Source organism: Shewanella sp. 1311, from assembly GCF_059338235.1.
The window spans coordinates 1,312,484-1,325,662 of sequence record NZ_CM181686.1; the positions used below are offsets into that span (position 1 = coordinate 1,312,484).

9 protein-coding genes, 1 pseudogene and 1 CRISPR repeat array (1 of these 11 running past the window's edge) are annotated in these 13,179 nt (G+C 42.2%); of the genes and pseudogenes, 2 read left to right on the forward strand and 8 right to left on the reverse strand.

Annotated features, from left to right (window positions below):
• Positions 1-114: direct repeats of the CRISPR family, unit length 28 nt; unit sequence TTTCTAAGCCGCCTGTGCGGCGGTGAAC (it extends 5,855 nt beyond the left edge of the window).
• 130 nt (positions 115-244) lie between these two features.
• From cas6f to cas1f, 5 genes are read right to left on the reverse strand one after another with little or no spacing between them, the layout of a single operon-like run.
• On the reverse strand, positions 245-796 hold the full coding sequence (gene cas6f / locus AC5YB3_RS05875) for a type I-F CRISPR-associated endoribonuclease Cas6/Csy4 (RefSeq protein WP_494526738.1): 552 nt from the start codon (positions 794-796) through the stop codon (positions 245-247).
• A gap of 8 nt (positions 797-804) precedes the next feature.
• Complete coding sequence (cas5fv, locus tag AC5YB3_RS05880) at positions 805-1,815, reverse strand: type I-Fv CRISPR-associated protein Cas5fv (protein ID WP_494526739.1); 1,011 nt, start codon at positions 1,813-1,815, stop codon at positions 805-807.
• Positions 1,816-1,823: 8 nt separating this feature from the next.
• Positions 1,824-2,771: a type I-Fv CRISPR-associated protein Cas7fv gene (gene cas7fv, locus AC5YB3_RS05885; RefSeq protein WP_494526740.1), complete on the reverse strand. Its 948-nt coding sequence runs from the start codon at positions 2,769-2,771 to the stop codon at positions 1,824-1,826.
• Positions 2,772-2,774: 3 nt separating this feature from the next.
• A complete protein-coding gene (locus AC5YB3_RS05890) occupies positions 2,775-5,711 on the reverse strand; it encodes a CRISPR-associated endonuclease Cas3'' (RefSeq protein WP_494526741.1) in 2,937 nt (978 codons plus the stop codon).
• Between the two features lie 12 nt (positions 5,712-5,723).
• The gene (gene cas1f, locus AC5YB3_RS05895; RefSeq protein ID WP_494526742.1) at positions 5,724-6,701 is read right to left on the reverse strand and encodes a type I-F CRISPR-associated endonuclease Cas1f; all 978 of its coding nucleotides are present in this window, start codon (positions 6,699-6,701) and stop codon (positions 5,724-5,726) included.
• Between the two features lie 1,650 nt (positions 6,702-8,351).
• Between cas1f and AC5YB3_RS05900 the strand changes: the two genes are divergently transcribed.
• Together AC5YB3_RS05900 and AC5YB3_RS05905 are read left to right on the forward strand one after the other, a co-directional pair.
• Positions 8,352-8,699, forward strand: coding sequence for a helix-turn-helix domain-containing protein (locus AC5YB3_RS05900; protein ID WP_494526743.1), 348 nt, complete (start codon positions 8,352-8,354; stop codon positions 8,697-8,699).
• Positions 8,700-8,793: 94 nt separating this feature from the next.
• Positions 8,794-8,943 (forward strand): annotated as a pseudogene (locus AC5YB3_RS05905) (transposase); the annotation flags it as partial.
• 58 nt (positions 8,944-9,001) lie between these two features.
• On the opposite strand, the gene AC5YB3_RS05910 reads toward AC5YB3_RS05905, so the two are convergent.
• From AC5YB3_RS05910 to AC5YB3_RS05920, 3 genes are read right to left on the reverse strand one after another with little or no spacing between them, the layout of a single operon-like run.
• A complete protein-coding gene (locus tag AC5YB3_RS05910; RefSeq protein WP_169459003.1) occupies positions 9,002-9,685 on the reverse strand; it encodes a response regulator in 684 nt (227 codons plus the stop codon).
• A gap of 49 nt (positions 9,686-9,734) precedes the next feature.
• Entirely contained in the window at positions 9,735-12,395 is a 2,661-nt protein-coding gene (locus tag AC5YB3_RS05915; protein WP_494526744.1) for an ATP-binding protein, read from the reverse strand.
• 2 nt (positions 12,396-12,397) lie between these two features.
• Entirely contained in the window at positions 12,398-13,159 is a 762-nt protein-coding gene (locus tag AC5YB3_RS05920; protein ID WP_263166409.1) for a TorF family putative porin, read from the reverse strand.
• Between the last annotated feature and the right edge of the window lie 20 nt (positions 13,160-13,179).

Below are 13,179 nucleotides of genomic sequence, written 5' to 3' on the forward strand. Positions count from 1 at the left end.
GAGTTTACGGAAATATTGGATTTAACTTTCTAAGCCGCCTGTGCGGCGGTGAACTTATCGGCATTCGCATGTCTGAAAAGGGTATTTTTCTAAGCCGCCTGTGCGGCGGTGAACAATAGAATATCTTCAAAAAAATAAGTTACAACAGGCAGATAGGTAAAAATTTACTTTTTTACCTATTGAAAAACCACCTGGTATAACCCATTGTTTTACAAATAATTTTTTAAAGAGCGAAAATAAAGGGTTAAAACCAAGGTACTGTAGCGGTTTTGCTAAGACCATAACTATCAAACTCACCATCAAGGGGGTGAGCTTGAATGTCGCTAAATTCAAAGAATTTACGATATACCTGCCCTGTTGAACTACTAAACAGATCAAGATATGGATTATCAAATCCTTGGCCGAGCATTTTTACCTTGTACCGTTTCTCTCCGTCTTTATCTATGCTGCCTCTGGCAATTAAACGCTTCAATTTTGCTTTACTTAAATTACTGCGTTTAACGGAAACAATACGATATTGCACGTCATCAGGCACGGCAGAAACAGCAGTAACCTGACAATATCCTGCCAAAGGGCCTAACCAATCCAGGCCTTGTAAATCATGCAATAAACTCGCATCACCATGAATGCGAAATAACTGCCCTAAGCTTAATTTCATTTGCGGAAAGCTAATACCAATTTTATGGCTATTGAGCGTCACTAACGCTTTGTGAAATTTAGTAAATACTTTACTACTGAGCTCAGCCTCCCGCATTTCGGCATCTGGCTTAAGCCGTATATCAATATATGAGTTCATAATTCCTCCTAAATTCGAATGTTTGATACATAAGCCAGACCTTTTTTCCCAAGGTAAAAGCTTGATACGCCAGCATTTTCAATCAAGCTTTTGATTTCTTGGGCTTTATCTCGATCCACATCGATACTAATTTCCAATTGACCACTGGCTTTGGTCATCATGGAAGTCACTTCACCTTGCCCTTTTATCTTTTCTTTTTTGATAAAAGGATTACCCCAAATTGTTTTTTTGGGTCCCGTTGTATATCGGTCCATGAAGTCTTTTTTAGTGAAACCTCGTTTGGAAATTCCACTAATCCCCCCTGCTTTCGTTTTAGCTGTGGTCATATTAAAGCTAGTTTCTAAGCGGGCAAGCTGAAGGTAAAGCGCCGAGCAATAAATGCTGATAGGTGTGATCAAACCTTTATTATTTAAATATTCAATATCAGGAAAGTATTCATTTAGTACCTTTAATACTTGGGCTAAATCATCACTATTTTCTTGTGCTTTTTCCTGATTAAGGCTCTCCAAGCGATTGATAATACTTAACGGGTTTAACTCAATAGATCCTACAACTTGTGATTGCTTAATAATAAAATCACAGAGCTGAGTGAAATCGAGATCCAAAACGCCCCAAAATTGCTGTGAATATTCAGAGGTAAAAACAGGATCAGACACTTTGATCATTCCAGTAAATGCATTCTGATCCGTACTGCCATTCATATTACGAATAAATGATATTTCATTGGTCAACTGCGGCTTATCTATAAAGCTGACTTTATCTTCCAGTGCTTCGAAGTAATAAGCGGATTCGTACATTTTACTGCGCGCCTGATAAAGCTTTCGTTGGTCGCCAATTAAACGATTTAGTACTCCCATTACGGTATCTAAGGTATTTTCACACACCTTAAAATTGCCTTCTTTTTTTAAGCTCGTCATTGAGCCTAAAAATTCGCGGCCTTTTTTCGGTACAGGTTCATTATTTGAACCACCTAAAAAGGCATTACGCCAGCAAGAGTCATATTCTATGATTATTTTCATGCAACCTCCTATTTTGCATAAAAATACTGTGCAAATGGTGCATGCTGCTCATTGATGATTTCTGACTCATCACGCTTGATACGCATCATTTTATGGCTGTCGTTGTAATCCACCGTGATGTCATCCACGTACATATAACCTTTAGCTTGGCGAATAGACAAATTAGCTAAGCGTTCTAATGTTTCAGCAATCAAGGCTTTTACTGCATCATCATTGAGTAAAATGCCGCATTCTCCCTCTTCGAATATAGTGCCTCTTCTGACGTAGTTTGAATGAAAAATGGCTTGTGGATTTAAGCTGGGGTTAAGTGACTGAATATAATTCTGTAGTTCAGCGGCAATAACCTCCCCCTCTCCTTCTTTGATAACCATTGCAGCACGATCAAACTTCTTATCCAACGATATAAACTGCAACTGTTCAATACTAATAGAGCCATAGGAAATGTATTCTGTATCTCCAAAAGTGGTTTTGGAAAAGAATGATGAGCTGTCACGTGCGCCAGCTTGCCCATATTGTTCAAAGTTGCCGTTACCCAATTGATCAACAAAATCTTCCAACAATAGTGGACTGGTGCGCTTGCATTGACTTGAGGGTACTACGTAACCACGGATCAACCCTGTAATTGAAGCTAGGACATTTTTGAGGTTTTTGTCACTTGCATAATGTAAATCGAATGCTTGTTCACGAAATAAATGATGGCGAATGCAATTTTGACTTATATACAGTGGCGTTTCTTTAAAATTAATGTCAGTTGCTTGTTTTTTATATTTATAGCCCGTTTCATCTTTCACTTTACCGGTCAAGTTTGTGTAACCACGCAATTTTGGCAAGGTATGATTATCAACCGTTTTACCATCATCACCGGTTAAGGTTGTAGGCCCATTCCAATTCACTACGCCATGACCTAATGCTTTAATTTTAAAATCAACACTTTTAATTCCCGTTACTTTTTGCATGATTTATTCCTCATCTTCAGTGGTTTGATTAATTTGTTTAATGGACATAGCACCGATGGCTTGTTTGTCGCACACGGCGTAATAAATAGCATGAGGATGACGAGCACTTTCGCCACCCACTTGCAGTAAATCATTAGTGGTATAACTCAAATAAATCGGTGACTCTGGGTCGCGCGCTTCGTTGAGTAAAATCTTATCAGTGAACGCCTTACCCGTGCCGCCCATAATGTTGTGATGTTTTTTAAACATGTGGGATAGTAAATCTTTATCGCTTTGATCATAACCACAAATAGCTTTGATGGCGTATGTGAGATTGTCGATATTACTATCATCATCCACTGGAATCGAATAAGCGTAGGCTTCAATATATTTCGGCTCAGCTTGACTTAAATCCACCACAGCTAATTGTACAAAGCGATTATCACCGCGCAGTGATCCTTTGCTGATCTTGGTGCGTTTTTTATCTTTGTTGTTCTTTGGTGAAGCAGTAATGGGATCAACAATTTTCGCTTTGATTTGTTGCACACTATTTTTGAGGGCGGCCACTAAGTCACTTGCAATAACCCCCCGATTACGCTCGGTGTGATGAAAGGTGAAATAAAGTTGATAAATCTCTGGCAAAGTAAAGGTATTGTCTACCAATTCACTATGTAAAAACTGATACCAAGCCCGAACAGAACTCAATGTATACATTTTTGATAGAAAGCCAGCTGCTGGCCCCTTACCTTTGCCATTGGCGATTGTTTCAGGCACAGCTAAGGTATAGGTATTCACCTGACTATTTTCACCAAAACGATCTAAACGACCCAAACGCTGTAAACAATCTTCAGCACTGGTGATTTCGGCCACCATATAATCACAACTGATATTAAGCGACGCTTGTACAATCGGACCACTGCGTAGCACTTCATATTTGCGAGTACCATCGCGCTTGTAAGCCTCGTACACTTCACCAAACCATTTACGTTTATCACTTTTAATAAATTTGGAATGTAATAACACCGCATTCTCGTTGTGCTGATTTACAATAAAACTGTTTTGCGCCGTCAGCGCCATGTTACTGATAACAAAAGTACAGCCACTCTGTTGTGCAAATAGCGGGTTTATATTGCTTAGATTAGTATCATCAAAGATTTTAAAATCGAGTTGATACTGGCTTGGGTTAAATGATGGCATGACTTTAATATCGTCAGGGTGAATACCGAGTAAATCTTCTACAAAGACATAATGAGGTGTTGCCGACACTAATAATGTCTTAGCTTGATCTTTTTGCATTTTTTTTGCCGCTATGAGTTCAGCAAACAGCAAATTAAAAGCTGGCATGTTGACGTATTCATGGAACTCATCAAACACTACATGCACATTTAAAAAATCGATAAGTGTATTAGCTTTCGTGTGACTGATCACTGAGCCAAGAATTTGGTCTATGGTGGTGATCACTATATCGCCTGAAAAGTTTTCATCATCAGGAATAGGGTTATCCCATTGATTATGGAATTTAAATTCACCTGTATTAATTTCAATTGTGCTATTGGGGAGGTATTGCTCTGACGTCAGCTCGTAAAACAAACCTTGGCAGACTTGTACCCGAGGGCAAACCCAAATAATCCGTTTTGCACCCTGCAATTTAGCCCACTCCAATGCGATTTTGGTTTTGCCACAGCCAGCAGCCCCTGCCAGAACAGCAACATCTTCGGAGGTGGTCAGCTGCTTGGCAATATCCCTTTGTTTTTGACTGCGCTCACTCGTAGGAAAGAAAGCATTTAGGCAAGTGTCAATATCAGAACTAAGTGTCGTTTCCACTTCAAATAGCTTGGTAACTATTTCATCTAACTGCCGCTCAAAAATGGCAGTGTGTAATTCTGCTGCACTCAATGCCGATACGGTACGATCAGCTGAGATCAAACAAGCACGTACAATGTTGTTTAGCGCATTGACTTTAACATTGGTGCTATTGGCCGATACCGACTCTTCAAATTCATATTCTTTGTAACTGGGTAAGGCAGGAGCATCAGGCAGATTAGCTTCTTGATCCCGTTCAACTTCAGCTAAGAAAGCTTTTTCAAGAAGACTATTTGTTAACTCACGATACTTTTTATCGATTCCGATAACCTGCCTAAGCAGTGTTTGAGCTTGAGCGACAATATCAGATAGACCTATCTCTTTTTGATTTGCCACTAGCTTTTTGCTGATGTCTTTATAGGTATCAAAACCATTCTTTTCTTTACGAAATGGCTTAGCATGATGCCAGTACACCGCATGCTTTACTGAGCGTTTATTACTTGGGTTTAGTAATTTAAGTTCTGTACTATCAAGCAATTGATAAAGTAGCAGTGACACTTCATTATGCCTTGGATGTTTATCAAAGCTAAATTTAGCATCATCAATGTGTTGTCCATCTTCGGCAATTAAGCCCCTCTTTTTGGGATTAGTCACCCACTCCTGAAACTTGGGGTCAATTTTTCCTAAGTCATGCAAACAACCTGCAATAAAATTCGCAATTGAAAACTGTGTATTGTCTGGAAATAACTGACGGTGCAGTAGCTCGGCTACAAAGCCGACCGCAAATAAATGCTCACTCAGCGGCTGTAGTTGGGTGTTGGCATACAACACACCTTGCTTGGGTTTGTCTGTTACAACATCCATAAAAACCTCTTTCACTGTATTATTAACCGGCACTATGCCCTGGGCATTAAATTTCGACCTGTTACCCACCACCCACAACAGCTGAGTTCTTGAACGTGAGCGGATCCAGTGGCAACTCACGGCGGTGCTTTTACTGGCGGTTTGGCGCAGCATTTTTTTAACAGTTAATAGCCCATCTTCGGTGATCAGAGTTTGCCAAGTGTTATCACCTATACGATTGGCGAAAGCATCAAGCACGCGGCGGGTCTTTTTCAGGGCATTTTTCTCGCACTGACTGATAAAAGTCACCATCATAGCTGCTGTACCTTATAAGCCTTGGGCTGCAATTTGCTCAGCACTGTAGTCTTGGAGTGCAACGGCTTTAACCGTATTAAACATAAAATCTAATGCTTTATGATCGGTAAATGCCTGCAATACTTGCTGACGAAATTCTTGTTCAGTGGCGTTCTCTTTGGCGCAAACAAAAGCCCACGGCAACACTATGGCGTCTTTGATGAGATCAGCGACATCAAACACTAATGCTCCGCGGCGAGTTTTCCCGTGCATCACGGCAAAACCATGTGGAATACCCAACACCCAGAGGCAACTAGCTGCAAGTCCATAGGCTAAATAATTGCCGTGGTTTAAAAAGTCATTAGCGATGTCTGTGCTTTGGTGTTGACGGGTAAAATCTTTGAGTTGGGTATTATTGGCGGCGTACTTGTATAGCACTTTGGTTAACTGGGCTTCGGTCAATAGCAGGTCGGACTGTTTGGTTGCCACCTTTGTGCGGGCATGAAAAGTCTCAAGCGCGGCTTGGATTGCCGGATCCTTAAAAATAAAGCCTTCCGTTTTGAGTTCGCGATCCCTCTGCCAAACTTGCTCGATAAATTGGATGCGGGCTTGCTGGAAGGTTTTCGCGGCGAGTAATCGTTTTTCATCATCGAACCAAAATTGCATCCAACCGTGCAAATATTCAGTGGGCCGGTATTCACTCTGGGGCGTCAGCCATTCCACTTCGCAGGTCATATAAAGTGGCGTGCCGCCACCACCACAAAATCCGACTAACACTCCAGCCTGCGCCAGCATTCGCATGGCAGCTTGAGTGATGGACGTGCCATTGCCTAATAACAGGACAGTGGTATTGGCGATGGGGATATTGAAATATTGGTTTTCGTTTTTTGCTTCGGTTAAGTAAAGCACACGACCGTCTTTCTGCATCACTCGACAGTATTCGAGGTAATAAACATTAGCTCGTTTAGAATGAAGTATCGTTTTTAAATCCGAGGGAGAAAGATCGTCCATAAATACCTCCATGTGGAATGAAAAGCTTTAACTAATCAAAGCTATCGTCCTTATTCAAGCAATAATAACTTAGAACCGTTTGATTCCCTATGCAGCAATCGATACATCGCTCACATATCAGCAACAACCTCAAAAAAACATACATTGTCAGAACTAAAATCAATAATTAAGAAAGGATCAAAGGATCACAAAATCGATCTGTCGAAGTTGGTATATCCGAGCACACCAATTTTTTGGACTCCTGAGAAAACAAGAACAATAAGCAAATAAAATCAACATTATATATAGCGTTCAAAATTATGAACGCCCCCATAAAAGCCCGTTAATAAAACAACAACCAAGCCCTCTAAAATCCTCATATGTAGTGAAGCACTGCGTGTCGCTGCCCCCGCAATCAACCGCGCCAGAAGGACCCGTGATGATAATAGTTCGCATCTACACTGAGTTGAGAGTGATTCTCATCATCATAAGGTGTCGCGTTCGGCTTCAATCAAACCGTGAGCATCGGCGAGACACAAAATCCGCCCATCTGAAAATCTAAATTCATCATAATTTCACATGATCATCGCTCCATTCCCATACATGCAGGATGACTAATATAGGTAAAGAGAACGAGCCTGGCACTCGGCTAAAGTAAGCCTAGGCCTAGACAGCTACTGTTCACGTAAAACCGTCTAAAACCGTTTAAAACCTTGGCTTTTACCCTCTTCACCCTATCGTCAACATTTAACACTGAGGCAACAAACACACGCTATTGCATCCTTCCTTAGGGTTGATGCAATGACTCGTCTGTAGCCCTACTGCTGCTTGGGCTAGAGTGCTCCCAACTTTTTGAGGCTATCTAGGGATTATCTAGGCCGCATCAAAAAACGGTTGAACCATATTGGTGCAACACACTGAACAACACCCATTGAATAGAAACATATCAGTAACAATTCAAACTAAGGCAGCATGAGCCTAAAAACGCGTTCAATCACTCAGAAACAGTGTGCAGATCATCCCACTTTGCCTGCTTTTAATGACCAAAAACGGCGAGCGGATAGCACCCAAGCAGGATGAGGCAACGACCGAAACCGTGAGCCGAATAGAAGGATCCATTTGGGCGCCATCAATTCACCCAGAACTGCCAAAAAACTCACCTTTTGCCCTACCCTTTACGCCCCTCAAGCGTTAACACAAAAGCAACAAAAGCGAGTCGTTGCATCCTCCTCTAGGGTTGATGCAACGACTCGCCTGTAGCCTTACTGCTGCATGGGTTTGAGTGCTCCCAACTTTTTGAGGCTATCTAGGGATTATCTAGGCCGCATTGAAGTGTAAGCAAATCAAATTGGTTTACTATAAACAAATATTACCGCCTTAAAACAACAAATAAATAACATTGCCAATATTAAATAACGGTCTCTCATACACAGCAAAGCAGGCCTAATCACACACTCTCCAGCGCGGCTATAACGTAGCCCACGACAACCGCCTCATCTGTGACAAAAGCCAATACAACATCAACGCCACATATACAACGAATATGCTGTATTCATACACATAAACAACAAATTGATTGTATTTATATAAAATAACATCGTATTAGTTGTAATTAACAGCGAATAACAACTAATATGATGTTTATGAGTAAAAGATAACCGAGCCAACACCATGAAGCACCTCAGTGAATTAGCCGCAGAACTCAAGCACTACCGAGAAAAATTGGCACTAAGTCAGAAAGACATGCTGCTGAACATTGGTATGTCACAGCAACAATACCAACGAATAGAAAGTGGCAGTGATACTCGCTTATCGACATTACTAAGAGTCTTGGAAGGATTAAATCTTGAAATGATGATCGTTCCTAAACAGCACATAAGTGCAGTAAAAGCACTCATTAACCAAGCAACTTCAGATCCAGAAATTGACCGTCATTCGCCTAACAATTTAACGACTGAGACAGGCACATCTTGGGAAAAGGTCTTACATTCAGTTGATGATAAAGAAGAAAATCTATGAAACCAGCTGAATCAGTAGAGTATAGTGGCACACTAATTTTGGCCACCTAAATAGAGGTGATATTATTGCCTCGTAGATGACTTTAGGTGAACACATGAGATCGACAACCAGAAAAACATTTAGTGCTGAATTCAAACTTGAAGCAGCCCAATTAGTCCTCGATAAAAACCATAACATCATCGAAGCTGCAAAGGCGATGAACGTAGGTAAGTCCACTATGGGTAAATGGGTGAGACAGTTAAAAAATAGACAATTGTTTGCAGTTCTATGTTAGTAAGAATAATGTGTTTATCGGGAATTATTTATAGATCGACATATAAACGATAGCCAACTCCAGGCTCAGTTCGTACATATTTGGGCTCGCTGGGAGAGTCGCCTAGCTTTTGCCTTAAGTGGCTGACCACAATTCTCAAGTAATGAGTATCCTCTATATGACCTGGCCCCCATATCTCCTTAAGCAATTGAGTCTGAGTAACCACACAATTGGGTGATGAGGCCAGTTTAGACAATACTGCATATTCCTTCGGTGTGAGTTCGACAACTTGGTTATCAACTTTTACTAACCGACGACTTAAATCAATCTGTAATTTACCGTCATCTAATATAGGGAGTTTTTCAGGTTTGATATGATCCCTTAAAATCGCCCGCACCCTAGCCAGTAACTCTTCAACACTAAAGGGTTTGGTCACGTAATCCTGTGCGCCTGCATCTAATGCAGCCACTTTTTCTCTATCTTGATTGCGAACCGACAATACAATCACAGCAACGTCGGACCACCCCCGCAACTCTTGCAGCACTTGATGGCCTTCCATATCCGGCAAGCCTAAATCCAAAATGACTAATTCAGGTTGCTGGCGAGCAACAGCTGCAAGTCCTTGCTGACCATTTTCTGCTTCAGTAACGTCATAGCCTTCACTAGTGAGGGCTATACGCAACATACGGCGAATTTGGGTCTCATCATCGATAACCACGATTTTTATTGCCACGTATCTAGTCCATTCTGTGGTTTATTAAACATATTTTGGCTAAAAATGATTAGCCAGGAACGGGATAGTCTAACGGCAATTCAACTTCAAAACGAGTGCCTTGCCCCTGTAGGCAATCGGTAACGCGAACACTCCCGCCGTGTGCAGCTATCATGCCTTTACAAATAGCCAGCCCCATACCCGTGTTCTGTTTCTTCTGATCTCCATCGGCAACCACATAAAACATATCGAAAATTTGATCCCTATGACTTGCAGGGATCCCCGGCCCTCTGTCTTCTATTGCAATACAACAGCGATGATTTGAGATGGATAATTCAATACTAATAGGCTCTTCTGGTGGTGAAAATCGAACAGCATTTTCAAGAATGTTAAATAATCCTTGTTCAATTAGCGCCGCATGGACAAATAGGAGTGGTGGTTCTTTTTCCCTGTGGTATTCAACGATAGCCCGAGGAAAATAGCGTTTGAGTCTACCGAGTACACTGCCAATAATGTCATCTGCCGAAACCCAATCACGCTCAATACTCAAAGTGCCATGACCAAGGCGAGTCATATCGAGTAAATTTTGAATATAACTGTCTAAACGCCGACTTTCCTGCAAGATAGTATCGAGTAACTCGTTGCGGTCAGATTCTAGCAATTGCTTATTCAGTAACTTGAGGCTCTCCGCTGCCCCCATCATGGCTGAGAGTGGCGATTTTAGATCGTGGGATACTGACGATAATAATGCTGAACGTAATTGCTCTATCTCAGTTTTTACCCGTGCAGATTCTAAATCTGACACCAACTGAATACGCCGCCAAGTATTTGCGCCTTGCTGTAACATGGCCAGAATAAGCTCTCGATCAAACGGACTGAGTTCGTTGACTGTGGGTTGCCAATCTAAAATCGCCGCGCCAATCGTCGTCCCTTCAAGTTCAATAGGGAACACACTCACACCCGAAGCACTCAAGGTATCACTCAAACGCCCCGCTGCCTGCCCATGCCGTAACGTCCAATCAATGGCGGCTAAATCGAGATCATTGAATGGCGTATTAAGTATGGGTAAATAGGACCGCTGACCATCTTTATGTTGTAGGACAATATAACAATCGGCATTAACTGAAGCCGCAATCTTGCGCCCTATCGCTTGCCAAAGGGCTTTTTCATCATCAGCAACTGATAATTCTTGGGCAACATCCTTTAACGTTTCTGCATAACGATTTGATTCACGTAATAAAATAAACTGATGTCTAATTCTGGAGGCTGCAGGACCACTGATGAGCCCTATACAAACTAAAAAAATTAAGGTGGCGATGTCATCTTGGCTATTAACATTAAATGTAAATTTGGGGTCTGTAAGAAAGAAATTAAAACTAAAAAATGACCACACCGCAGTTGCCATAGCGGGCCTAGCTCCATAGGTTAAGCCAATACCAACTATCAAGAAAACATACAAGAGCACGAGATTGCCATTGCTGAGCCAGGCATCTAAAAATGCCACAATCGGAAAAATAGCGACAACACCTATGAGCCCTAGGAGATGCCCACGTAAATCACCGAAACTGGCTTTAGGCGTAATGGGATCTCGTACTTGTACTTGGTTGTCGGGGGCGTGATATACACTTACTTCAACAGGCAAACCAGATTCGATCAAACGTTGATAGAGTCGCTTACGCCACCAAGGATAAGTGCGCTTCACGCCTGCGCCGACCAATACAGTGTTAATTCGATGTAGTGCAACGTAAGGTAAAATGGCCTGATAACTGCTTGTGCCGCGTAATACTTCGGTCTGCGCACCAAGTTCTTTAGCTAAGGCAAAGGCCTCATTTAGCCTTTTTCTCTGATAAAGCCCCAGCGCTTTGCCGGTATCAACCCACAGCACTAACCATGGAATTTGCCGCCGCTCAGCAATCTGCCGACCAATGCGGATCAAGTATTGATGATCACTGTTATTGCTCACTAAAACCAACAATCTGTCTTTAAGAACAAAATCGGTTCCCTGCGCTTTTGCATCGAGCTCACAAATCAGTTTTGCATCGACTCGCTCTATGACTTTTTTCATTGCCAGTTCGCGCAGAGCCGTCAAATTCGATACCGAAAAAAAAGCATCCAAGGCTGAGCGAGCATACTCCGGCAGATAAACTTTGCCTTGCTGCAAGCGTTCGATGAGTGTTGATGGCGGTAAATCGACAAATATAATTTCATGGGCTTCATCAAGGAAGCGATCAGGTACGGTCTCCCGTACCCGCACTTGAGTAATCTGCAACACCAGATCATTCAAACTGACCAAATGCTGAATATTAACTGTGGTATAGACATCTATTCCTGCAGCTAATAATTCAGCGACATCTTGGTAGCGCCGTTTATGGCGGCTACCGGGGATATTCGTATGGGCCAATTCATCGACCAAGATGAGCTTCGGCTTGCGAAGCAGCGCCGCATCTAAATCAAATTCCGTTAAACGATTATTATGATAATCAATGGGTTTACGCGCCAATACCTCAAAACCCGCTAACATAGCCTCGGTATCGGCACGACCATGGGTTTCAACCAGTCCAACCAGCAAATCTACACCTTGTTGAGCTATTTCCCTTGCAGCACTGAGCATTGCATAAGTCTTGCCTACGCCAGGTGCCGCCCCAAGAAAAACCGTCAGTTTACCTTTATCATTTTGCTGTATCTGACTTAAGAGCGCATTGGCTTGCTGTGTTTGACTGATTGGTACCACGATTAGAAACTCCTTGAAAGACTCACTATCCAGCGCGCATCACACAGGGACTGGCACTGACTCTGCGATAAATCCGTATCGACATAACCGACACTCAACACATCCTGCTCAGTCATATTGAGGTTCAGCCCAACTCGCCAATCTAAATAGTGGCTATTGCTTGCGGCCATAGAACCTAAAAACAATGCCATATCTTGCTGAGAAGCAAAAAAATTGCTCCCAAGATGCAGTACTAGGCTTACGTTAGAGAACAGTTGCGGCTCATAACTGGCGTAAACATACTGAAAATCGTCCACATTCTCGCCAAAATAATCAGGAGAATAAACCAGCCCTAACTTAGCATCGGCGTAGCTTACCACAGCATAAATTTCGTTATAACTCAGGTCGGTATCGTCCTGCGAGTATTGGTAACGTATCACGCCTAGGTCCGTTGTTAAGCCATTATCCCAATCCTTAGCCCAACCAGCGGACAAGTCGAGTTCTAAACTTCCATCCCCAAATTCGATGTTACTGCCCCAAAGCGAGCCATACCAGCCAGAATCATGACTTAAGGTATACCCTGCTTGAACTGCAGGTCCTTCATCAGTTTGAGAAATACCGCGAAACGCATAATCACTGATGAGCATCACACTTCCTTGACTCTGCCAAGAGGCATTGCCCCCATGAGTCTCAGTGCTGGCAAGCGCGCCCATAGATAGTGAAGATAATGCCATCATCACACCCGCACAGAGGCGCGAACAAGGAGCAGACTTAATCGGTAACATAAAAATTTATCCTTAAATTC

What these genes read in the sequence shown, in the direction of transcription:
- AC5YB3_RS05890 (WP_494526741.1), bottom strand. Translation starts at nt 5,711, where the DNA reads ATGATGGTGACTTTTATCAGTCAGTGCGAGAAAAATGCCCTGAAAAAG.
- cas6f (WP_494526738.1), bottom strand. Translation starts at nt 796, where the DNA reads ATGAACTCATATATTGATATACGGCTTAAGCCAGATGCCGAAATGCGG.
- AC5YB3_RS05900 (WP_494526743.1), top strand. Translation starts at nt 8,352, where the DNA reads ATGAAGCACCTCAGTGAATTAGCCGCAGAACTCAAGCACTACCGAGAA.
- cas5fv (WP_494526739.1), bottom strand. Translation starts at nt 1,815, where the DNA reads ATGAAAATAATCATAGAATATGACTCTTGCTGGCGTAATGCCTTTTTA.
- AC5YB3_RS05920 (WP_263166409.1), bottom strand. Translation starts at nt 13,159, where the DNA reads ATGTTACCGATTAAGTCTGCTCCTTGTTCGCGCCTCTGTGCGGGTGTG.
- cas7fv (WP_494526740.1), bottom strand. Translation starts at nt 2,771, where the DNA reads ATGCAAAAAGTAACGGGAATTAAAAGTGTTGATTTTAAAATTAAAGCA.
- cas1f (WP_494526742.1), bottom strand. Translation starts at nt 6,701, where the DNA reads ATGGACGATCTTTCTCCCTCGGATTTAAAAACGATACTTCATTCTAAA.